Annotated in this window: 21 protein-coding genes and 1 riboswitch; of the genes, 18 read left to right on the forward strand and 3 right to left on the reverse strand. The window is 67.5% G+C overall.

What is annotated here, in order from left to right:
- Positions 1-45: 45 nt before the first annotated feature.
- Positions 46-669 (reverse strand): TIGR00645 family protein, encoded by a 624-nt coding sequence (locus ACQVBX_RS12105; RefSeq protein WP_431634331.1) that lies wholly within the window; start codon positions 667-669, stop codon positions 46-48.
- Between the two features lie 99 nt (positions 670-768).
- Positions 769-3,504, reverse strand: coding sequence for a phosphoenolpyruvate carboxylase (gene ppc, locus ACQVBX_RS12110; RefSeq protein WP_431634333.1), 2,736 nt, complete (start codon positions 3,502-3,504; stop codon positions 769-771).
- 131 nt (positions 3,505-3,635) lie between these two features.
- A riboswitch (S-adenosyl-L-homocysteine riboswitch) is annotated at positions 3,636-3,759 on the forward strand.
- Positions 3,760-3,797: 38 nt separating this feature from the next.
- On the opposite strand from ppc, the gene ahcY reads away from it, so the two are divergent.
- The 17 genes from ahcY (at position 3,798) to ACQVBX_RS12195 (ending at position 18,450) form a co-directional block, all read left to right on the forward strand.
- A complete protein-coding gene (ahcY, locus tag ACQVBX_RS12115) occupies positions 3,798-5,243 on the forward strand; it encodes an adenosylhomocysteinase (RefSeq protein WP_431634334.1) in 1,446 nt (481 codons plus the stop codon).
- 126 nt (positions 5,244-5,369) lie between these two features.
- Complete coding sequence (locus ACQVBX_RS12120; RefSeq protein WP_431634336.1) at positions 5,370-5,927, forward strand: RNA polymerase sigma factor; 558 nt, start codon at positions 5,370-5,372, stop codon at positions 5,925-5,927.
- On the forward strand, positions 5,927-6,685 hold the full coding sequence (locus tag ACQVBX_RS12125) for a hypothetical protein (RefSeq protein WP_431634337.1): 759 nt from the start codon (positions 5,927-5,929) through the stop codon (positions 6,683-6,685). Before ACQVBX_RS12120 ends, ACQVBX_RS12125 begins: the two co-directional genes overlap by 1 nt.
- 520 nt (positions 6,686-7,205) lie before the next feature.
- Positions 7,206-7,718 carry a YeeE/YedE thiosulfate transporter family protein gene (locus ACQVBX_RS12130; RefSeq protein WP_431634338.1) on the forward strand — a complete coding sequence of 171 codons (513 nt, stop codon included), beginning with the start codon at positions 7,206-7,208 and terminating at the stop codon, positions 7,716-7,718.
- On the forward strand, positions 7,715-8,293 hold the full coding sequence (locus ACQVBX_RS12135) for a YeeE/YedE thiosulfate transporter family protein (protein WP_431634339.1): 579 nt from the start codon (positions 7,715-7,717) through the stop codon (positions 8,291-8,293). Before ACQVBX_RS12130 ends, ACQVBX_RS12135 begins: the two co-directional genes overlap by 4 nt.
- Before the next feature lie 32 nt (positions 8,294-8,325).
- Entirely contained in the window at positions 8,326-8,673 is a 348-nt protein-coding gene (locus tag ACQVBX_RS12140) for a hypothetical protein (RefSeq protein WP_431634341.1), read from the forward strand.
- On the forward strand, positions 8,631-9,407 hold the full coding sequence (locus tag ACQVBX_RS12145; protein ID WP_431634343.1) for a DUF6969 family protein: 777 nt from the start codon (positions 8,631-8,633) through the stop codon (positions 9,405-9,407). The genes ACQVBX_RS12140 and ACQVBX_RS12145 overlap by 43 nt, the downstream gene beginning before the upstream one ends.
- A 33-nt stretch (positions 9,408-9,440) precedes the next feature.
- Complete coding sequence (locus tag ACQVBX_RS12150) at positions 9,441-10,409, forward strand: sulfurtransferase (protein ID WP_431634344.1); 969 nt, start codon at positions 9,441-9,443, stop codon at positions 10,407-10,409.
- A 106-nt stretch (positions 10,410-10,515) separates the two neighbouring features.
- Positions 10,516-11,850: a sulfite dehydrogenase gene (gene soxC / locus ACQVBX_RS12155; protein WP_431634346.1), complete on the forward strand. Its 1,335-nt coding sequence runs from the start codon at positions 10,516-10,518 to the stop codon at positions 11,848-11,850.
- Positions 11,837-12,796, forward strand: coding sequence for a c-type cytochrome (locus ACQVBX_RS12160; protein WP_431634347.1), 960 nt, complete (start codon positions 11,837-11,839; stop codon positions 12,794-12,796). Before soxC ends, ACQVBX_RS12160 begins: the two co-directional genes overlap by 14 nt.
- Before the next feature lie 89 nt (positions 12,797-12,885).
- A complete protein-coding gene (gene soxY / locus ACQVBX_RS12165; RefSeq protein ID WP_431634348.1) occupies positions 12,886-13,371 on the forward strand; it encodes a thiosulfate oxidation carrier protein SoxY in 486 nt (161 codons plus the stop codon).
- Positions 13,372-13,390: 19 nt separating this feature from the next.
- Positions 13,391-13,702, forward strand: coding sequence for a thiosulfate oxidation carrier complex protein SoxZ (gene soxZ / locus ACQVBX_RS12170; RefSeq protein WP_431634349.1), 312 nt, complete (start codon positions 13,391-13,393; stop codon positions 13,700-13,702).
- Positions 13,703-13,782: 80 nt separating this feature from the next.
- Complete coding sequence (locus ACQVBX_RS12175; RefSeq protein ID WP_431634350.1) at positions 13,783-14,232, forward strand: DsrE family protein; 450 nt, start codon at positions 13,783-13,785, stop codon at positions 14,230-14,232.
- A gap of 29 nt (positions 14,233-14,261) precedes the next feature.
- The gene (soxA, locus tag ACQVBX_RS12180) at positions 14,262-15,098 is read left to right on the forward strand and encodes a sulfur oxidation c-type cytochrome SoxA (RefSeq protein ID WP_431634352.1); all 837 of its coding nucleotides are present in this window, start codon (positions 14,262-14,264) and stop codon (positions 15,096-15,098) included.
- 10 nt (positions 15,099-15,108) lie between these two features.
- Positions 15,109-15,732: a sulfur oxidation c-type cytochrome SoxX gene (gene soxX, locus ACQVBX_RS12185; RefSeq protein ID WP_431634353.1), complete on the forward strand. Its 624-nt coding sequence runs from the start codon at positions 15,109-15,111 to the stop codon at positions 15,730-15,732.
- Positions 15,733-15,754: 22 nt separating this feature from the next.
- On the forward strand, positions 15,755-17,476 hold the full coding sequence (soxB, locus tag ACQVBX_RS12190; protein ID WP_431634354.1) for a thiosulfohydrolase SoxB: 1,722 nt from the start codon (positions 15,755-15,757) through the stop codon (positions 17,474-17,476).
- A complete protein-coding gene (locus tag ACQVBX_RS12195; RefSeq protein ID WP_431634355.1) occupies positions 17,473-18,450 on the forward strand; it encodes an MBL fold metallo-hydrolase in 978 nt (325 codons plus the stop codon). Before soxB ends, ACQVBX_RS12195 begins: the two co-directional genes overlap by 4 nt.
- A 36-nt stretch (positions 18,451-18,486) precedes the next feature.
- Here ACQVBX_RS12195 and ACQVBX_RS12200 read toward each other — a convergent pair whose 3' ends face one another.
- Positions 18,487-18,786: a metal-sensitive transcriptional regulator gene (locus ACQVBX_RS12200; RefSeq protein WP_431634356.1), complete on the reverse strand. Its 300-nt coding sequence runs from the start codon at positions 18,784-18,786 to the stop codon at positions 18,487-18,489.
- 380 nt (positions 18,787-19,166) lie between these two features.
- Between ACQVBX_RS12200 and ACQVBX_RS12205 the strand changes: the two genes are divergently transcribed.
- Positions 19,167-20,438, forward strand: coding sequence for an OmpP1/FadL family transporter (locus ACQVBX_RS12205; RefSeq protein ID WP_431634357.1), 1,272 nt, complete (start codon positions 19,167-19,169; stop codon positions 20,436-20,438).
- Positions 20,439-20,522: the final 84 nt, after the last annotated feature.

The raw sequence follows: 20,522 nt of genomic DNA on the forward strand, positions 1-20,522 counted from the left end.
CCGCCGTCCGCCAGCCGTGGCCTGCGGGCGCCGCTGCGAGGTGCTCTAGTGCGCCTCGCGCACCCGCGCCACACCGGCCTGCATGATGCGATCGGTCCACGCGATGCCGATCGCCGAGGCGATGAACACCACGTGGATGATCGTCTGCCACATCACGCCGGTAACCGTCAGTGTCGAGCACTTCATGGCTGCGGCGGCCTCCACGGCGGTGTCGACGGATGTGACTACCTCTGGCGAGCAGAACGGCAGCCCCTCCAGGGCGCCGGCGGCAATGAACGTCTTCAGCAGATGGATCGACGAGATGCCGATGATCGCCATCGCGAGCTTCACCTTGAGCACCGAGGCGTTCACGTGACTCAGCCACTCCGGCTGGTCCGGGTGCTGCTCCAGTCCGAGTCGGGAAACGAAGGTCTCATAGCCGCCCACGATCACCATGATCAGCAGGTTGGAGATCATCACCACGTCGATCAGCCCGAGCACGATCAGCATGATCTCCTGCTCGCCCAGGTGCGACGCCTCGTGGATCAGGTGCCACAGCTCCTTGCCGAACAGGAACACGTACACGCACTGCGCCACGATCAGGCCCAGGTACAGCGGCAGCTGCAACCAGCGCGAGCTGAAGATGAAGAGGGCGAGCGGGTTCAGGCGGGGCGGCGTGGGGGCGTGCATGACGTCTATCTCGGCGAGTGAATCGCGAGCGTAGCGATCGCACGAAGCGGACGCCAGCCGTCCGCTTCGTGCAATGGGCCTGGCCCGCGGCGCGAACCCTCAGCCGGTGTTCTGCAGCCCCTGCGAGACGCCGTTGACGCAGGCGACCAGGGCACGCAGCAGGGCGTCGTCTTCGCCGTTGGAGGCACGCCAGCGCTTGAGGAGGTCGACCTGCAGCACGCTCATCGGATCGACGTAGGGGTTGCGCAGGCGAATCGACTGGGCGAGCCGGGGCGAACCGTCCAGCAGTTCCTGGCTGCCTTTCAGGCGCAGCACCCAGCGACAGGTGCGTTCGAACTCGTCGCGGATCAGCCCGAAGAACGGCGCGTGCAGCTCGCCGGACAGCAGCGAGAACGCCTCGGCGATGTCGAGGTCGCACTTGGCCAGCACCATCTCCACGTCGTCGAGCATGTTGCTGAAGAACGGCCAGTCGCGCGCCATTTCGGCCAGCGCCGCTTCGCCGAAGTCGGCAGTGCCCTGCTCCAGCGCGGTGCCGAGGCCGTACCAGCCGGTGATGATCGAGCGGCACTGGGTCCAGGAGAACACCCACGGGATCGCACGAAGGTCCTGCACACCGCGCATGCTGCGGCGGCGCGAGGGGCGCGAGCCGAGTGTCATGCGCTCGATCACGTCGATCGGCGTGGCGGTGCGGAAATAGCCGACAAACCCCTCGCGGTCGACGAAGGCGCGGTAGTGGGCACGGCTGGCGGCGGAAAGCCGGTGCATGCGTTCGCGCCATTCGGCCTCGCGCGGCTCGTCCTCGCGCGGGCGCAGGCTGGCGCGCAGCACGGCGCCCACGGTCTGCTCCAGGTTGCGCAGCGCCAGCGCGCGGATGCCGTACTTGCGGTGGATCACCTCGCCCTGCTCGGTGACGCGCAGCACGCCGGCCACCGAACCGCGCGGCGAAGACATCAGCGCCGGTGTGATGCGGGCGCCGCCGCGGCTAGCCGAGCCGCCGCGACCGTGGAAGAAGGCCAGCTGGATGCCGGCCTCCTGCGCAATTTCCAGCAGCTCCACCTGCGCGCGCTGCAGGCCCCAGCGCGAGGCCAGCGTGCCGCCGTCCTTTCCGCTGTCGGAGTAGCCGAGCATCACCCACTGGCGGTCGTTGCGGGTTTTCAGGTGGCTGCGATAGACCGGATCGGCGAGCAGCGCGCGCAGGGTGGCCGGCGCGTTCTTGAGGTCGTCGACGGTTTCGAACAGCGGGGCGATGTCCAGCGGAACGATGCCGTTCGCGCCCTCTTCCTCGCGGGGCGAGGAAGTCACCGCCAGCCCGCCGTGGCGGGCCAGCGCCAGCACGGCCAGCACGTCGGCGGCGGTGCGCGCCATCGAGATGATGTACAGGCCGATCGCCTCGCTGCCGTAACGGCGCCGCGCTTCGCCCAGCTCCTGGAACACCGCGCGCATGCGCTGCGCGTCTTCCTCGTCCACCGGCGCCAGCGGCTGCTCGCCGCTGGCGAACGGGTGCAGCTGGTCCACGCGCTGCTCGGGCGTGTGCTCGCCCCACTGCGCATCGCCGAGCAGGGCCGCGAGCGCGTCGTCGTGCACCTGCGAATCCTGGCGCACGTCGAGCCGCGCGAGGTGCAGGCCGAAGGTACGCACGCGGCGGATCACGCGTTGCACGGCGTAGGCGCCGGCATGCAGGCCGTGGTGGGCGACCAGGCTGTGCGCGATCAGTTCCAGATCGCCGGCGAGCTCGTCGACGCTGGTATAGCCCTCGGCGTGATCGTCTTCGAGGCTGGCCTCCAGCCGCGCACCGATCAGGGTGAGCAGGGTGCGGTAGGGCATGTCGGCGTGGCGCGGGCGGATCTTCTTCGCCGCGGCGGGGAAGCGGGCACGGTAGTCGTCCAGTCGCGCGGAGAGTTGCGGATCGACCGCCACGCGCCCCTGCGTCTGGCTGAGCAGGCGCGCCAGCCCGGCGACGTCTTCCATGTAGTGCTCGAGCACATGCGCACGCTGGCTGGCCAGGCTGGCCGCGATGGTGTCGGCGCCCACGTTGGGGTTGCCGTCCATGTCGCCACCGACCCAGGTGGCGAAGCTGAGCAGCCGCGGCATCGGCGCGGCCACGCCGTAGACCTGCTGCAACGCCTCGGCCAGCGCCTCGTACAGCGCCGGCACGATGCGGTAGATCGGATTGGCCAGGTAGAAGCCGACGTGGTGGTGCTCGTCCTGCACGGTGGGCTGCACCGGCGAGGCCTCGGCAGTCTGCCAGCCGGCAGACAGCGCCATGAAGATGCGGTCGTCGTCTTCCTTACGCTCCTGCGGCGTGCGGGTGGGATCGAAGTTGTCCACCAGCGAGCGCACGATCGCCTGCTCCTTCTCCAGCAGCGAGCGGCGCACCGCCTCGGTGGGATGGGCGGTGAACACCGGTTCGATGTGCAGGCGACCGAGCCAGTCGAGCAGCTCCTCGGCGCTGACGCCCTGCGCCTTGAGCGCGGCGAACACGTCGAGCAGGGATTCGGGCTGCGGCGCGCCGCCGGCGCGCTGGTAGTCGCGACGACGGCGGATGCGGTGCACACGCTCGGCGATGTTCACCGCCTGGAAGTAGGTGGCGAAGGCGCGCGCCAGTGCTTCGGCTTCGTCGGGCTGCATGCCGCTGAGGCTGCGACCGAGCAGGGCCACCGGCTCCCCCTCGCGGCGTCGGCGGATGGCGCTGGTGCGCACCGCTTCCACCCGCTCGAAGAACGCTTCGCCACGCTGCTCGGCCAGCATCTGCCCGACCATCGCGCCGATCCGGCTGACGTCCTCGCGCAGGGGGGCATCGTGCGGCAGGTCGGGGGTTTCGGGCTGGAAAGGCATGGCGATCTCCATGAGGCAACCGCCCAAGCCTAACGAAAAATGCTGCTTGTGCAGCAAATTGGGCGGTGCCGACGCTGCGACCCCGTGTGCGCAGGGCACCGAACCGCGCTTGCGGTTAGAATGCCCTGCTGCCCGCCGAGGGGCGCTGCGACCGTTTGCGACGGCGGCCTTGTCCGCCCTGCCCGCCGATTTGAAGGCCGGCACGTCATCCGGCCAGGCTCGGCGCGGCACGTTCGACAACGGCGCCCGGTTGCTTTCACGCGAAGACTTTTCGCACCGAACCGGAGATTTTCATGAACGCTGTCACCCGCGACCTTTCCAACCACGACTACAAGATTGCCGACATCGGCCTGGCCGAGTTCGGCCGCAAGGAGCTGGACATTGCCGAGCACGAGATGCCGGGCCTGATGTCGATCCGCAAGAAGTACGCCCCGAGCGCGCCGCTGAAGGGCGTGCGCGTCACCGGCTCGCTGCACATGACGATCCAGACCGCCGTGCTGATCGAGACGCTCAAGGACATCGGCGCCGACGTGCGCTGGGCCTCGTGCAACATCTTCTCCACCCAGGATCACGCTGCCGCGGCGATCGCCGCCACCGGCACCCCGGTGTTCGCCTGGAAGGGCGAGACGCTGGAGGAGTACTGGGACTGCACGCTGGACGCGCTCACCTTCCCGGGCCAGGGTGCTGACAAGTTCCTCGGCCCGCAGCTGGTGGTGGACGACGGCGGTGACGTGACGCTGCTGATTCACAAGGGCTACGAGCTCGAGAACGGCTCGGACTGGGTCAACACCGCCTCGGAGAGCCACGAGGAGCAGGTGATCAAGAACCTGCTCAAGCGCGTGGCGAGCGAGCGCCCGGGCTTCTGGCACACCGTCGTGCGCGACTGGAAGGGCGTCTCGGAGGAGACCACCACCGGCGTGCATCGCCTGTACCAGATGCTGGAGGCCGGCAAACTGCTGGTGCCGGCGATCAACGTCAACGACTCGGTGACCAAGTCGAAGTTCGACAACCTCTACGGCTGCCGCGAGTCGCTGGCCGACGGCCTGAAGCGCGCGATGGACGTGATGCTGGCCGGCAAGGTGGCCGTGGTGTGCGGCTACGGCGACGTCGGCAAGGGTTCGGCGCACAGCCTGCGTGCCTACGGCGCGCGCGTGGTGGTGACCGAGATCGATCCGATCAACGCCCTGCAGGCAGCGATGGAAGGCTTCGAGGTGAACACCGTAGAGAGCACGCTGGGCCGCGGCGACATCTACGTCACCACCACCGGCAACAAGGACGTGCTGACCATCGAGCACCTGAGCCAGATGAAGGATCAGGCCATCGTCTGCAACATCGGCCACTTCGACAACGAGATCCAGGTCGACGCGCTGAAGAAGTTTCCCGGCGTCACCGCGCTCAACATCAAGCCGCAGGTGGACAAGTACACGTTCAAGGACGGCCGCTCGATCTTCCTGCTGGCCGAAGGCCGCCTGGTCAACCTCGGCTGCGCCACGGGCCACCCGAGCTTCGTGATGTCCAACTCGTTCTCCAACCAGACCCTGGCGCAGATCGACCTGTGGGCGAACAAGGAAACCTACGAGAAGAAGGTCTACATCCTGCCCAAGAAGCTGGACGAGGAAGTGGCCCGCCTGCACCTGGAGAAGATCGGCGTGAAGCTGACCACGCTGACCGACGCCCAGGCCGCCTACCTCGGCGTGCCGAAGGAAGGTCCGTACAAGCCGGAGCACTACCGCTACTGATCGGCCTGATCACGCAGCAGACGAAGGGGCGCAGCGATGCGCCCCTTTTTTTGCGTCTACCGTAGCCGCTGTAAGAATCGGCCCGCTGGCGCGTCTTACCGGGTGACCCCCGACGGAGACATGTCCATGCCCATCTCGATCGACAGCGAAGGCGAGCCCATGACAGACCACGCGCCACCCGACGTCGCCATGCTGGCGCGCCTGTATGGACGGCAGGTTTTCCAGGCCGCCTACCGGGTGCTCGGCCAAGCCAGCCAGGCCGAGGACCTGCAGCAGGATGTGTTCCTGCGCGTGCTCGAACGGCCGACCGGACCGGTGGAATCCTGGCCGGCCTACCTGGTCACGCTAACCGTGCGGATGGCGATCGATCGCCTGCGCCGGGCGCAGCGCTGGCGCCGACTCCTGCCATCCTGGCGCGCCGCCGCACCGGCGGCCTTCGACAGCACCGAACAGAGCGCAATCCAGCATGAACGTTCCCGCCAGCTGCGCGACGCACTGGGCCGGCTGAAGCCGCGCGAGGCCGAGTGCTTCACGCTGCGCCACGTGCAGGGGCTGGAGATCGCCGAGATCGCCCGCGCCACCGGCATGAACAGCAACCACGTCAGCGTCTGCCTGCATCGCGCCGTCCGCGCGCTGGAAGCGCGCCTTGGCGAAAGCGACCCCACCACCCCGGAGGTGCTGTGATGAACCCGACCCTCTCTGCCCGACTGACCACCCACCTGCGCGCCCTCGATGAGGGGCTGTCCGCGACCGCCACCGATACCGCCCAGCACAAGCTCGAGCAGCGCCTGGCCGGCCGACGCCAGAACACGGCGCAGCGCCGCTGGCTCGGCTGGACGGCGGTCACCGCCACCGCCGCGCTGATGCTGGCACTGTTCCTGCTGCCCACTTCGCACGGCATCGCGTTCGACGCGGTACAGAAGCGCCTGCGCGATTTCCACACGTTGACACTGCAGATCGAGCAGCAGTCGCAAGGCATCGCGATGCCGCCGATCCGGGTGTGGATGAACCGGGACGGCGACGTGCGCACCGACTTCGGCACCGCCACCTCGGTCATCGTCAACGTGCACGAACAGCGCATGCTCAGCCTGCTGCACGACAGCCACTTCGCGTTGCAGATGCCGCTGCCGGCCACCGGCAAGGCAGGCGACCCGCTGGCATGGCTGGAGCCGGTTCGCCGGTTCCAGGGCGAAGCGCGCAAGCTGCCGGGCACCCGGGTGATCGACGGCAGGCCGACCACGGGCTGGGCGCTTGATGTGCAGGGCATGCACATCGTGATCTGGGCCGATGCCGATGCGTTGCCGCGCGCGGTCGAGATCGGCGGCAACGGCAGCCGGCTGCGCCAGACCATGCACGTGTCGATGGATACGCCGATCGATCCGGCCACCTTTAGTACCGCCTTGCCGCCGGGCTATCGCCTGATGGCGCCGGACGCCGACTGAGCCGGGCACGCCGAATTCCTGCCGCGACAGATACCCCCAGTGGGTACGTGAAATACCGAACAGGACGGGCGGAGTGCGGCAACGCGCTCCGCCCGTTTCGATTTCCCGCGTAGCCGTAGCGCCGCGCAGCCGCGCTGGCGGGTCAGGCGCCGGACCCGCGGCGGGCGATCAGCCCGGCCTTGTTACCCGCGCACACTCCGCGGCGCCCCTGCTGACGAACGTTTCCGACCGACAACGCGAAGCGCCAGCGGAGTGGCCCACGTGGGCGAACCGGTTGCGCCAGCCGCAACGGCGGAAGGGTCGCGCCAACCCGCCAACACGCAGATCCCGCCTCACATCTATCCCCGCCGCCGCCTCAAACGGGGGCAGCGCTTTCTTGGCGCGTCGCAGCATGACAGCCCGGGGTATTGGCGCTATAGGATATACCCATAGGGGTATACATACCCCGCACTCAAAGGGCTGCCGACGACCCGCCTGTACCGATCGTCGGCAGCCGTCGCCTGCTGCGGAGCCGTCGATCATGAAACAGCGTCCCATCTGGAATGCCCACGTCGCCGGAGCCGTGCTCGGTCTCGTGCTGCTGCTGACCTTCGTGCTCACCGGCCACGGCCTGGGCGCGTCCGGTGCGCCCACGGCGATCGCCGCGGCCACTTCCAACGTGGTGGCGCCATCGGCCACCGAGGCCAACGGCTACCTCGGCTGGATGGTCGAGAACGGCCGCAATCCGCTGGACACCTGGATCATCTGGGAAGTGGTCGGCGTGACCATCGGAGCGCTGGCGGCGGCGTGGTGGTCGGGACGATTGCACCTGCGCGTGGAGGGCCCGCCGCGAGCCCGCGCACCCGGCCGGCTCGCGCTGGCGCTGACCGGCGGCATCGTGTCCGGCTTCGGAGCGCGCGTCGCCGCGGGCTGCACCAGCGGCCTGGGCCTGTCCGGCTCGGCCACGCTGGCCACCGCGGGCTTCGTCTTCCTGATCGGCTTCTTCGGTGCCGGCCTCGCCACCGGCCTGCTCACGCGGGGGATGTGGAAATGAGCTTCCCACTCGGCATGAGCGGCCCGCTCTCCGGCCTCGTGTGCGGCGTCCTGTTCGGCTACGTCCTGCAGCGCGGCGGTCTCGGCAATGGCTGCCGGCTCACCGCACAGCTGCGGCTGCAGGACTGGACAGTGTTCAACGTGATGTTCACCGCGATCCTGGTGTCCGCCGGCGGGCTGTACGTGCTGGAACTTGCCGGCGTCATGCACGCGGCCGACCTGTTCGTACCCACCACTTACCTGTGGGCAACGCTCCTGGGCGGCGCGCTGATCGGCGTCGGCATGGGGCTGGGCGGCTACTGCCCGGGCACCTCGGTGGTCGGCGCCGCCGCAGGCCGCGTCGACGGCATCGTGTTCTTCGTCGGCCTGATTGTCGGCGTGATCGCCTTCGCCGGCATCTACACGCCGATCGCCCCGATGCTCACCGCCGCCGCCGGCCCGCCGTCGCAGACCCTCGGCGAGCTGCTCGGCCTGCCGGCGTGGGCAGTGCTGGCGATCCTGGTGGGCGTGGCGGCGGGCGTGTGGTGGTTCACCCGCCGCAGCGGCGGCGATCCCTCCATTACCTGCGCCGACTGACGCGCGCCCCACCCCTCTTGAGGACTGACCCCATGAAGAAAGCCCACCACCACAAGCGCAGTGCTTCGCTGGGTGTCCGGCTGTCGACCGCCACGCTCGCCCTCGCGGCAATGGCACCCCTGCCCGCCGCGCTGGCGCCGCTCGGTGGCGTCTCGACGGCTTACGCACAGACCAACCCGTGCGCGCCCACGCCGGCCAAGTCCGCGCCCGCCAATCCGTGCGCGCCGCAGAAGGCCGCGGCCAGCAACCCGTGTGCACCGCAAGCGGCAGGCCCGGCGAACCCGTGTGCGCCCAAGCCCGGCAAGGCCAAGAAGAACTGCGACACGCCGAAGAACCCATGCGCGCCGGCCCCGAAGTGCGACGAAGGTGCGCCGCGCTGATGAACGCATCGCGCGCCCGCGCCGTCGATCATTCCCGCGTCCCGTTTCCGCGGGCGCGGGTGACGGCGAGCCTGCGCGCGCTGGGGCAATCCTCGCGGGCGCGCACGCGCACGGCGGCAATGACGTTGATCGATTGCTTGGACCGCTTCGTCGCGGCGGGTCAGGTGCCGCTGGCCGCGGCGCTGGGCGACACCGACGCCCCGCAGGTCTGGCACCAGTACGGGACGGTCGGCGACATGCCGGCTGACGGCCGCGCGGGCGCCCTGCACTTCTACTACCACGCTCATCGCACGCCCGGCGCTTCATCCGCGGAGCACGGGCATTTCCATTTGTTCGCCCCGCTCGGCGCCACCGGCGGTGACGCGCCCCGGTACACGCATCTGCTGGCGATCGGCGTGGACGCTCGCGGCATGCCGCTGCGGCTGTTCACCACCAATCGCTGGGTAACCGACGAAACGTGGCTCCCGGCCGAGCGCGTGATCGCGCTGATCGAAGCGGTCGCGGCCGCACCCGCGGCCGGGAGCGATCCGCTGGAGGCCTGGTTGCGCGCGCAGCTCGGCGTCTTCGCGCCGCAGATCACCGCCTTGCTGCGGCATCGCGATCGACGCGTGGCCGCACGCCTGCAGGGCGGGCGCCGGCCGGGCCTGCTGGAAGACCGCCGCATGCACGTGCTCAGCCATTGCCGTATCTCGGTCGAACGCCAACTGGTGGCGCTCGACCATGTCAGTCACTGAACGGTCCGATCGGACGGGGTGGAGGGAATGAACATGAATATGCACATCAAAGGCCTGTGGGCCGCCGGGCTGCTCCTGCTCGGCTCGACTACCGCACAGGCGGTGACGCTGCCCGGCCCGGTGGTCAGTGCGCAGTGGCTGTCGCAGCACCAGCACGAGGTGAACATCGTCGACGTGCGCAGCGATCCGGCGTCCTTCTCCAAGGCTCCGGCGTTCACCACCGACAAGGGCACCAAGACGCTTGCCACGCTCGGTGGGCACATCCCCGGTGCCCTGCTGCTCGACTTCGGCAAGACGCGCGTCGCGCGCACCATCGACGGCCGCGAGATCAAGGCGATGCTGCCCGACCACGCGACCTTCCAGGCCCTCATGCGCGGCATCGGCGTGAAAGCCGGCAAGCCGACGGTGATCGTGCCCGAGGGCGCGTCCGGCGCCGATCTGGACATGGCGGCGCGCGTGTACTGGTCGATGAAGGTCTACGGTGACGATCACCTGGCGCTGCTCGAAGGCGGCACCACCGGCTGGCTGCAGCAGGGCCTGGCCTTCGACACCGCGCCCGCCGCGGCCGGTGAAGGCGATTGGACGGCCACCGCGCCGCGCACGAAATACATCGCCAGCAGCCAGGATGTCGCCAAGGCGATCGGCAGCGGCGTGCAGATCGTCGACGCCCGCCCGATGCCGTTCTACGTCGGTCTGACCAAGAAGCCGGACGTCGGTAGTGCCGGGCACATTAAGGGCGCCGTCAACCTGCCGCCGGAGCTGCGCACCGCCTCCACCGGAGGCGCCGAGCATTACCTCTCGCCAGCGCAGTACCAGGCCATCTTCAAGCACCTGGACATCAAGGCGAGCAAGCCCAGCATCACCTACTGCAACACCGGCCACCTCGCCTCGGGCGCGTGGTTCGTGCTGAGCGAAGTGATGAAGAACCCGAACACCCGCCTGTACGACGGCTCGATGCTGGAGTGGACGGCCGAGCAGCGCCCGGTGGTCGGCCTGCCCTGATCGGGTCACGCATCGCGGCGGCGCATCGGGTGTGCGCCGCCGCGCAGTTTTCTTCTTTCCGGCAGCGACGAGCGCGTCGCGCCGCCTTACCTCGACGGAGCATGCGATGGACCAGCAGGATTCCAAACGGGGCCGCCTTCTGCAGGCACCCGAAGACTTCCTGAGCACCGAAGGGCGCTCGCGCCGGCGTGCGCTGGGCGGACTGCTGGCCGGCGGCGCCGCGTTGCTCGCGGCCGGGTCGGTGGGCGCCGCCGAAAAGGCCGCGGCCGCGGTCGATCCGAAGCACCTGCCGCCAAACCTGCCGCCGTGGTCGCAGAACCTGGGCAAGCCGGTCGGGGCCGATCCGTACGGTTTTCCCTCGAGCTTCGAGAAGAACATCATCCGCCGCAGCAGCCCGGGGCTGACCACCACCACGCAATCGTCGGTGGCGTTCGCACCGCTGCAGAACCTGTTCGGCATCATCACGCCGAACGGCCTGCACTTCGAGCGCGACCACAACGGCCGTCCGGACATCAATCCGTACGAACACCGGCTAATGATCCACGGCCTGGTGCGCGAGCCGAAGATCTACACGATGGAGGACCTGCTGCGGTTCCCGTCGGTGTCGCGCATCCACTTCGTGGAATGCGGCGCCAACTCGGCGATGGAGTGGGCCAACCCATCCGTGCCCACGGTGCAGTACACCCACGGCATGCTCAGCTGCGCCGAGTGGACCGGCGTGCCGCTGTCCACGCTGCTGGAAGACGTCGGCTTCGATGCGAAGCAGGCCAAGTACATCCTGGCCGAGGGCGCCGACGGCGCCGGCCTCACGCGCACCATCCCGATCTCCTTTGCGCTGAACGACGTGGTGGTCGCCTACGGCCAGAACGGCGAGATGGTGCGCCCCGAGAACGGCTACCCGCTGCGCCTGATCGTGCCCGGCGTGCAGGGCGTGTCGAACGTGAAATGGCTGCGCCGGATCAAGGTCGGCGACCAGCCGTGGAACACCCGCGAGGAATCGCTGCAGTACAGCGACGCGATGCCCGACGGCAGCATCCGCCAGTACACCTGGATCCAGGAAGCCAAGTCTGTGATCACCTCGCCGTCCGGCGGGCAGCACCTGCTGGACAAGGGCGGCTACTACGAGATCAGCGGGCTGGCGTGGTCCGGCCGCGGCCGCATCAAGCGCGTGGACGTCTCTACCGACGGCGGCAAGAACTGGCGCACCGCCAAGTTGCAGACGCCGGTGCTGGACAAGGCGCTCACCCGCTTCCGGCTGGACTGGACCTGGGACGGCAGCCCGGCCCTGCTGCAGAGCCGCTGCATCGACTCGACCGGCTACGTGCAGCCAAAGATGCGCCAGCTGCGCGAAGTGCGCGGCACCAGCTCGATCTATCACAACAACGCCATTCAGACCTGGCTCGTCGATGCCGAGGGGAAGGTGCACAATGTGGAAGTCTGATCGGATGGTCAGCGCAGTGGCGGTCATCGTGCTGCTGGCGGCGGCCTTGCCCGCCCAGGCCCAGGGCAAATACGGACTCGGGCAGAAAGCCACGCCCGAGCAGATCGCCGGCTGGAACATCGACGTGCGCCCTGACGGCGCCGGCCTGCCGGATGGGCACGGCTCGGTGGCCGAAGGCAACGAGGTGTACGACGCCAACTGCGCCAGTTGCCACGGCACGTTCGGCGAGAGCAACTCGTATATCGCGCTGACCAACGTGGGAGCGCGACTCAACTACGCCACCACGCTGTTCGACTACATCAACCGCGCGATGCCGTTCCCGCACTCCAAGGCGCTGACGGCGAACCAGGTCTACGCCGCCGCAGCCTATGTGCTGAATCTCAACGACATCGTGCCGGCCGATTTCGTCGCGGACAAGAACACGCTCCCCAAGGTCAAGATGCCCGCGCACGACAAGGTCAAGCCGTTCCCCGGCCTGATGAGCGTGACAGGCACGCCCGACGTCAAGAACGTCGCCTGCATGAAGGATTGCGCCAAGGACGTGAAGGTCACCGCGAGCCTGCCCGCGGGCTTCGTCGAGAACCTGTACGGCGACATCCGCGACAACTTCCGCGGCCTGCAGACGATGAACGAGCAGGCGCCGCCCGCCTCCGAGTTGCCGGGCAATGCCGACGCCAAGGCAACCCCGGACGTGCCCAAGCTGCTCGGCACGTATGCCTGCACCGCGTGCCACGCCGTGGACCACAAGGTGGTCGGCCCGGCCTTCCAGGACGTCGCCGCCAAGTACCAGGGCAACGCCGGCGCGGTGCAGCACCTGACCGACAAGATCCGCAAGGGCGGCGCCGGCGTGTGGGGCCCGATTCCGATGCCGCCACAGTCCGGGCCGTCCGACGCGGAACTGGCGGCCATCATCCACTGGGTTCTGAGCCAGCCCGCCAAGAAATGAGCGAGAGACCAAGCATGCCGCGTCTTCCCAAAGCCACCACCGCCACACACCCACCGCGCCACACACGCAGTCACGTCGAGGAGTCACCCATGAACATGTCCCGAAGGGCCTTCCTGCAGGTCAGTGCCAGCAGTACCGCCCTGCTGCTGGTGGGCGCCAGCGGCCTGCTGCCACGCCTGGCCGCCGCGGTCACCAGCCCGCTGGCCGCCACCGATACCCGCAAGCCGTTCCAGGCGATGACGCTCGACGAAGTGGTCAAGTCGCTCGGTGGCACCACGGCGACGAAGTCCACCGACATCGCGCTGCAGGCGCCGCCGATCGCCGAGAACGGCGCGGTGGTGCCGGTGGTGATCGAGAGCAAGCTGCCCAACACCAAGATGATCGCGATCGTGTCGGAGAAGAACCCGCACGCACTGTCAGCCTCCTTCAGCTTTCCCGACGGCACCGAGCCGTACGTGATGACGCGCGTGAAGATCGCCGAGACGTCCAACCTCTACGCCCTGGTGCAGACCGACAAGGGCTTTTTCTATACCGAGCAGCTGGTCAAGGTCACCCTTGGCGGCTGCGGCGGCTGATCCATTCCAGGAGAACGAGATGGCAGATCCGATGCGAATTCGCGCCGCCCTCACCGGCGACGTCGTCGAGGTGAAGGTGCTGATGTCCCACCCGATGGAAACCGGCTTGCGCAAAGACGCCAGCGGCAAGCCGGTGCCCGCCCACTACATCGAAACCGTCAAGGCCAGCTGCAAGGGCAAGGACGTGCTGACCGCCGAATGGGGCCCGGCCGTTTCGAAGAACCCGTTCCTGGCCTTCAAGTTCAAGGGTGGTGCCAAGGGCGACAAGGTCTCGGTCACCTGGCGCGACACGGCAGGCGAAACCCGTACTGACGAAGCGGTCATCAGCTGATCGGCCTACCCGGCCGGTCGACCGAGAATCGGGCCGCGCCGGTGCGGGCGGCCCGACCGTCCACGGAGGCGACACCCATGATGAAGTTGGCGCTGACTCTGCTGCTCGGCCTGTGTGCGGCCTGCGCACCGGCCGCGTCTGCCCGTGCCGCCGAGACGGTCGGCACGCAGGGCGCACCGATGCGGGTGGTGTTTCATCTGGACACCGACAGCAAGGGCACCGTCACCGCGTTGCATCAGGTCAGGAACCTGCTCACGGCCGACCCCACGGCGCAGATCGTCGTGGTGGCGGTCGGCGAGAGCGTGCGTTTCCTGGTCAAGGGCAGCAAGACCGATGGCGGCTATCCGTTCGCGCTGATGGTCGAGGACCTGCAGCAGAGCGGCGTTCGTTTTGAAGCCTGCAACAACACCATGACGACGCTGAAGATCAGCAAGAACCAACTGGACGACGACATCGGCGTCGTCCCTTCTGGCCTGGCCGAAGTCGCGCGGCTGCAGTCGCGCGAAGGCTATGCCTACATCAAACCCTGAGCGTCGACGGGCATCTGAGGAGACGGCACATGAAATCGAAATCCAGGCAGCTGATGTTCGGGCTGATGCTCGTGGGAGGAGCCGCCGGAAGCCTGGCGGCGTCGCTGGTATGGGCGCAATCGGAGACCGCCACCGACCCGGTGGCCGAGTACCGCGCGATGTTCGGCGACGACAACCCGGCCGCCTTGTGGATCACCCGCGGTCAGGACCTGTGGAACCAGGTGCGCGGCCCCAAGGGAACCTCACTGGCCAAGAGCTGCGACCTCGGCCTGGGCGCTGGTGTGGTCAAGGGCGCCTACGCGCACCTGCCGCGCTACTTTGCCGACACCAAGAAGGTGCAGGACCTCGATAGCCGACTGCTCACCTGCATGGTGCAGGGGCAAGGCCTGGACGAAGCGGCGATCCTGAAGAACCGCTTTGGCGACGGCGATCGCAAGTCGGACCTCGAAGCGCTGGCGTCCTACATCGTCGACGCCTCCAAGGGCGTCGCCATCAGCCTGCCGCTGGAGCATCCGCAGGAGAAGCAGGCCTACGAGATGGGCAAGGCGATCTTCTTCTATCGCGCGGCTACGCACGACTTCTCCTGCGCCACCTGTCACGGACAGGCCGGCAAGCGTATCCGCCTGCAGCAACTGCCGGACCTCGCCCAGGCCGGTCCGGACGCGCAGGCCACCTATACCGCGTGGCCGGCCTATCGCGTATCGCAGGGCGAGGTGCGCACGATGGAGTGGCGCATCGGCGACTGCTTCCGCCAGCAGCGATTGCCGGAACTGAAGTACGGATCGGAAGCCGCGATCGACCTGACCATGTTCCTCGCCAAGAACGCCGAAGGCGGAAAGATGGCGGCCCCCGGTCTCAAACGTTAAGGAGTCGACCATGCGCACCCCGATTCGCCTACTCATCCTGCTTGCAGCCCTGCCGGCGATTTCCAGTGCTGCCGAGGCAGCGCACCCGGGCGACCGCAATGCCCAGGCGCTGGCCGTCATGAAGGCATCGTTCAAGCCTCACGGCCAGGCCGACATGGACCGCCTGAAGCAGGATTCCACCCAGGCCCTGTGTTCGCTGCACGCGCCGGCCATGCCCACCGGCGAGGCAGCCTCCAAGGCCCTGGCGGCCAACCAGGCCTCGGTCAAGTTTCCCGCCGACGGCAAGTTTCTCGGCGACTGGAAGCGCGGCCAGGCGATCGCCGAGGAAGGCACCGGCTTCCAGTATTCCGACGATCCGGCCAAGCCCTCCGGTGGCAACTGCTACGCCTGCCACCAGCTCGACAAGCAGCAGATCGCCTACGGCACCATCGGCCCGTCGCTCTACAACTACGGCAAGAACCGCGGCCAATCCGAGCCGGTGCTGAAGCTGGCCTGGAGCATGATCAACGACATGAAGGGGTACTCGCTGTGCTCGGCGATGCCGCGTTTCGGTGCCAAGGGCGTGCTCACCGAACAGCAGATCAAGGACGTCATGGCGTTGCTGTTTGATCCCGCCTCGCCGGTCAACCAGTAAGCGTGCCGGGAGCGCCCTTGCCATGAGCATGAATCGCCGCGAGTTCATCCAGCTGATGGCCGCTGCGGCAGCGGCAGGCCTGCCGCTGACGTCGAGCCGCGCCCTCACCGCCAGTGCCCGCGGCGAAGCGTTGTACGACGCGCCGGCGTTCGGCAACGTCAGCCTGCTGCACATGACCGACAGCCATGCGCAGCTGCTGCCGATCCACTTTCGCGAGCCATCGTCCAACCTGGGCGTCGGCGCCGCGCGCGGTCGTCCGCCGCACCTGGTGGGCGAGCACCTGCTGAAGTTCTACGGCATCAAGCCGGGGACGCGCGAGGCGCATGCGCTGACCTACCTCGATTTCGTCGAGGCGTCCAAGCGCTACGGCAAGGTTGGCGGCTACGCGCACTTGGCCACGCTGATCAAGCGCCTGCGCGCCAGCCGCCCCGGCGCCCTGCTGCTGGATGGCGGCGATACCTGGCAGGGTTCGGCAACGTCGTTGTGGACCCAGGGTCAGGACATGGTCGATGCCCAGCTCGAATTGGGCGTGGACGTGATGACCGGGCACTGGGAATTCACCTACGGCGCCGACCGCGTGAAGGAAGTGGTCAACGGCCCGTTCAAGGGCAAGATCGATTTCGTGGCGCAGAACATCCGCACCGCCGACTTCGGCGACCCGGTGTTTCCCGACTACGCCATGCGCCATGTCAATGGCGTGGATGTGGCGGTGATCGGCCAGGCGTTCCCGTACACGCCAATCGCTCATCCGGCGCGCTTCGTGGCCGAGCTGTCGTTCGGCATCCAGCAGGAGCGCCTGCAGCAGGTGATCGACACCGTGCGCAAGGCGGGCGCAGCCGTGGTGGTGCTGTTGTCGCACAACGGCATGGACTGCGATCTCAAGCTGGCCTCGCAGGTCAGCGGGCTCGACGCGATCATGGGCGGACACACCCACGACGGCGTGCCGCACCCGGTGAAGGTCAAGAACGCCGGTGGCGAGACCCTAGTGACCAACGCGGGCAGCAACGGCAAGTTCGTCGGCGTGCTCGATCTGGATGTGAAAAACGGCAAGCTGCGCGAAGCCCGCTATCGCCTGCTGCCGGTGTTCTCCGACCTGCTTCCGCCGGACCCGGCGATGCAGGCGCTGATCGCCAGGCACCGCCAGCCGTACGAGAGCCAGTTGGCCAAGACCCACGCCGTCAGCGAGGGCCTGCTGTATCGCCGCGGCAACTTCAACGGCAGTTTCGATCAGCTCATCCTCGATGGCCTGATGGCGGTGAAGGACGCACAGATCGCGTTCTCGCCCGGCTTCCGCTGGGGCACCACGTTGCTGCCGGGCGAGGCCATCACCCACGAGCGGCTGATGGACCAGACGGCGATCACCTATCCGACCGTGACGGTCAACGAGTTCACCGGGGAGCGGATCAAGGCGATCCTCGAGGATGTCGGCGACAACCTGTTCAACCCTGATCCGTACTACCAGCAGGGTGGCGACATGGTGCGCGTGGGCGGGCTCACCTATACCTGCGATCCGAACGCCCCTGCCGGCAAGCGCATCAACGACATGCGGCTGGACGGCAAGCCGATCGATGCCGGCAAGTCCTACAAGGTCGCCGGCTGGGCGCCGGTGGCCGAGGGCGTCACCGGCGAGCCGGTGTGGGATGTGGTGGCCGAATACCTCAAGGCGCACCAGAGCGTGGCGGCGCCGAAGTTGAACCTGCCCAAGCTGGTGGGAGAGCAGAACGATCCGGGTATCGGTGGATGATGTTTCGGCGCGCGCTCGCAGCGCTGCTGGCCTGGGCGTGGCTGTCGCCGGCACTGGCGGCGGCGCCGGCAGCAAAACCCCCGTGGGCGCCCAGCGAGATCGATCTGCCCGTGCATCAGGTCGGCCCCCACAGCTACTACGTGGAGGGCAGGCTGGAGGAAGCGAGCCGCGCCAACGAGGGCTTCATCGCCAACGCCGGCTTCGTGATCACCGGCGACGGCGTGGTGGTGTTCGACACGCTGGGCTCGCCCGCGCTGGGCGACCGGCTGATCCAGGCGATCCGCAAGCTCACCGATCAGCCGATCCGCCGCGTGGTGATCAGCCACTACCACGCCGACCACTTCTACGGCATTCCGGCGTTTCGCCGGATCGGGGCGCAGATCTGGGCCGACACCCGCGCGCACCTCTATCTCAATTCACAGGAAGCCGCTGAGCGCCTGGCCCAGCGCAAACAGTTGATCGGGCCGTGGCTGGGGGCGGACTTCACCCTGCCTTTGCCGGACCGCTGGCTCGATACCCCCACCGGTTTCAAGATGGGCGGAGTGAGCTTCTCGTTGCGCCACATCGGACCGGCGCATTCGCCCGAGGATATGGCGATGCTGGTGGAACCCGATGGCGTGCTGTACTCCGGCGACGTGGTGTACGCGGGCCGCGTGCCGTTCATCGGCGATGCCGACACCCGCACGTGGCTGAAGGCCATCGACCAGCTGCTCGCCATTCCGGCCCGCGTGATGGTTCCCGGGCACGGGCCTGCGTCACTGCACCCGCGTGCCGATGCGCAGCTGACCCGTGACTACCTGGTGTTCCTTCGCCAGCAGATGGGGGCCGCGGTGAGCAACCTCGTGCCGTTCGACGAGGCCTACCAGCAGGTGGACTGGAGTCGGTTTGAAGCCGAACCGACCTTCGGCGCGGCCAACCGCCGCAACGCGTACAACGTCTACCTGCAGATGGAGCAGGAATCGCTCGCGCACTAGGGATGCTGATCAGCTAGACGCAGGCGGCGATGCCGCTCAGCCGAACTTGGTGAGCAGGCGCGACAGTTCCTTGGTCGATGCCCGCACATCCTCGATGTCGCCGGACGTTTCGAGATGGTTGTTGAGGCTGCAGACGATCATTTCGTAGAACGCCTTGTCCAGCGCACGCCGCGCCGCGGTGAGCTGCAGCGCCACCTGCTCGCAACTGCAGTTGTCCAGGATCATGCCCTGGATCGCCCGCACCTGGCCCTCGATGCGCGCCAGTCGGGCGACGATCTTGCGACGCTGTGCCTCTTCCGTCTCCTGCGGGTCCGCCGGAGGAATCTTTTTGGTCATGGGTGCGAGTCCGTCGATCGTGGCCGGCTGATGGTGCGATGCATGATTTTTTGATCAAGCCCAGGCCCGCATCCAAGCGCGAACGAAAACACCCGGAAATCAGCCTCGATGAGATTAGCACGGGGCCGGCATTGGCGCACATTCCGCCCCGCCCGAGTAAAAGCGCGCGTGTTTGCAAACGCGTGATTGAAAATGCTGCAACGCATTATCTCGAGTGACTCCTTTTTCTGCCGAAATCTGTTTTTCCCGACTGCCGAAATTCGGGAAAAGCTCGTGCTAGTCTCGGCTTATATACCTATACCCCTATAGGTATATAAGCAAGACCCGGGGAGAGATCCGCTCCCCGTCCATCGACTCCATCCCGGGAGGGGGGAAGGCTCATGCGACTGCGCACTCTCGTTACATCCATCGCGCTGCTGTGCTGTGGCACGGCATCGGCAACCAATGGCTATTTCTCACACGGCTACGGCATGAAGGCCAAGGGCCGCGGCGGCACCTCGATGGCACTTCCCGGAGACGGCTTCGGCGGCGCCAACAACCCGGCAACCATGGTCATGTCGGGTGATCGGCTCGATCTGGGACTGGACGTATTCGACCCTGAGCGCAGTGCTTCTCGTAGTGGATTCGGGCCCGGCCTCGATGGTTCCATCCACAGTGGCCGCACGCTGTTTGCCATTCCCGAATTCGGCTACAACCGGATGGTGCGCGATAACCTCGCCATCGGTGTAAGCGTGTTCGGCAACGGCGGCATGAATACCGATTATCCCGGTGGCCAGTTCAATTGCGGCCAAGGCTCGGCGAACATGCTGTGCGGATCGGGCTCGCTCGGGGTCGACCTGACCCAGCTGATCATTGCGCCCACCGCGTCCTACGCGCTCACCGCCAACCAGTCGATCGGCATCGCACCGCAGTTCGCCGTGCAGCGGTTTTCCGCCAAGGGCCTGCAGGCCTTTTCGCAGACACCCGGCTTGTCCTCGGACCCGGCAAATGTAACCAATCGAGGGCCCGAGCTATCCCACGGCTACGGGGTGCGGGTGGGCTATTTCGCACGCGTCACTCCCAGCTTCTCGGTCGGGGCGGCGTACGCCAGCAAGATCAGCATGAGTCGGTTTTCCCGCTACGACGGGCTGTTCGCCGAAGGGGGCAAGTTCGACATTCCGGCGAACTACTCGCTGGGCGTGGCCTGGACGCCGGTCGATCGCCTGAGCGTCGCGCTCGATTACGAGCGGATCAACTACAGCGGCGTGCAGTCGGTCAGCAATCGCAGCCTGGTGCCGTATCCACTCGGCGCGAACAACGGCCCTGGCTTTGGCTGGCACGACGTGAAGGTCTGGAAGCTGGGGGCGGAATACGCCACTTCCGATCGCTGGACCTGGCGCGCCGGGCTGAACCACGGAAGCAATCCCATCCAGAGCGCCGACGTCACCTTCAACATCGTGGCGCCGGGCGTGGTCACCGACCACCTCACCCTGGGCTTCACCCACACGATGCGCAGCGGCGGTGAGCTGACGGTGGCGTACATGCACGCCTTCAGCAAGACCGTGCAGGGTGCGTCGATCCTGCCGGTGTTCATGGGTGGGGCGCCGGCCGGGCAGGAGCGTATCTCGATGCATCAGAACTCGATCGGCATCAGCTACGGCCGCAGGTTCTGATCGTCGTTCTAATCACGCCGCCTGCAGACGCGCCTCGAGCCCACGGACATGAGGCGCGTCTGCGACTTGGCGACTTGGACCGCG

It is taken from the genome of Dyella thailandensis, from assembly GCF_050749815.1.
In the GTDB taxonomy this organism is placed as follows: Bacteria; Pseudomonadota; Gammaproteobacteria; order Xanthomonadales; family Rhodanobacteraceae; genus Dyella_A.

What these genes read in the sequence shown, in the direction of transcription:
- ACQVBX_RS12130 (WP_431634338.1), top strand. Translation starts at nt 7,206, where the DNA reads ATGAAACAGCGTCCCATCTGGAATGCCCACGTCGCCGGAGCCGTGCTC.
- ACQVBX_RS12105 (WP_431634331.1), bottom strand. Translation starts at nt 669, where the DNA reads ATGCACGCCCCCACGCCGCCCCGCCTGAACCCGCTCGCCCTCTTCATC.
- ACQVBX_RS12125 (WP_431634337.1), top strand. Translation starts at nt 5,927, where the DNA reads ATGAACCCGACCCTCTCTGCCCGACTGACCACCCACCTGCGCGCCCTC.
- soxY (WP_431634348.1), top strand. Translation starts at nt 12,886, where the DNA reads ATGAACATGTCCCGAAGGGCCTTCCTGCAGGTCAGTGCCAGCAGTACC.
- ACQVBX_RS12160 (WP_431634347.1), top strand. Translation starts at nt 11,837, where the DNA reads ATGTGGAAGTCTGATCGGATGGTCAGCGCAGTGGCGGTCATCGTGCTG.
- ACQVBX_RS12195 (WP_431634355.1), top strand. Translation starts at nt 17,473, where the DNA reads ATGATGTTTCGGCGCGCGCTCGCAGCGCTGCTGGCCTGGGCGTGGCTG.
- soxC (WP_431634346.1), top strand. Translation starts at nt 10,516, where the DNA reads ATGGACCAGCAGGATTCCAAACGGGGCCGCCTTCTGCAGGCACCCGAA.
- soxZ (WP_431634349.1), top strand. Translation starts at nt 13,391, where the DNA reads ATGGCAGATCCGATGCGAATTCGCGCCGCCCTCACCGGCGACGTCGTC.
- ACQVBX_RS12140 (WP_431634341.1), top strand. Translation starts at nt 8,326, where the DNA reads ATGAAGAAAGCCCACCACCACAAGCGCAGTGCTTCGCTGGGTGTCCGG.
- soxB (WP_431634354.1), top strand. Translation starts at nt 15,755, where the DNA reads ATGAGCATGAATCGCCGCGAGTTCATCCAGCTGATGGCCGCTGCGGCA.
- ACQVBX_RS12135 (WP_431634339.1), top strand. Translation starts at nt 7,715, where the DNA reads ATGAGCTTCCCACTCGGCATGAGCGGCCCGCTCTCCGGCCTCGTGTGC.
- soxA (WP_431634352.1), top strand. Translation starts at nt 14,262, where the DNA reads ATGAAATCGAAATCCAGGCAGCTGATGTTCGGGCTGATGCTCGTGGGA.
- ahcY (WP_431634334.1), top strand. Translation starts at nt 3,798, where the DNA reads ATGAACGCTGTCACCCGCGACCTTTCCAACCACGACTACAAGATTGCC.
- ACQVBX_RS12205 (WP_431634357.1), top strand. Translation starts at nt 19,167, where the DNA reads ATGCGACTGCGCACTCTCGTTACATCCATCGCGCTGCTGTGCTGTGGC.
- ACQVBX_RS12175 (WP_431634350.1), top strand. Translation starts at nt 13,783, where the DNA reads ATGAAGTTGGCGCTGACTCTGCTGCTCGGCCTGTGTGCGGCCTGCGCA.
- ACQVBX_RS12200 (WP_431634356.1), bottom strand. Translation starts at nt 18,786, where the DNA reads ATGACCAAAAAGATTCCTCCGGCGGACCCGCAGGAGACGGAAGAGGCA.
- soxX (WP_431634353.1), top strand. Translation starts at nt 15,109, where the DNA reads ATGCGCACCCCGATTCGCCTACTCATCCTGCTTGCAGCCCTGCCGGCG.
- ACQVBX_RS12120 (WP_431634336.1), top strand. Translation starts at nt 5,370, where the DNA reads ATGCCCATCTCGATCGACAGCGAAGGCGAGCCCATGACAGACCACGCG.
- ppc (WP_431634333.1), bottom strand. Translation starts at nt 3,504, where the DNA reads ATGCCTTTCCAGCCCGAAACCCCCGACCTGCCGCACGATGCCCCCCTG.
- ACQVBX_RS12145 (WP_431634343.1), top strand. Translation starts at nt 8,631, where the DNA reads ATGCGCGCCGGCCCCGAAGTGCGACGAAGGTGCGCCGCGCTGATGAAC.
- ACQVBX_RS12150 (WP_431634344.1), top strand. Translation starts at nt 9,441, where the DNA reads ATGAATATGCACATCAAAGGCCTGTGGGCCGCCGGGCTGCTCCTGCTC.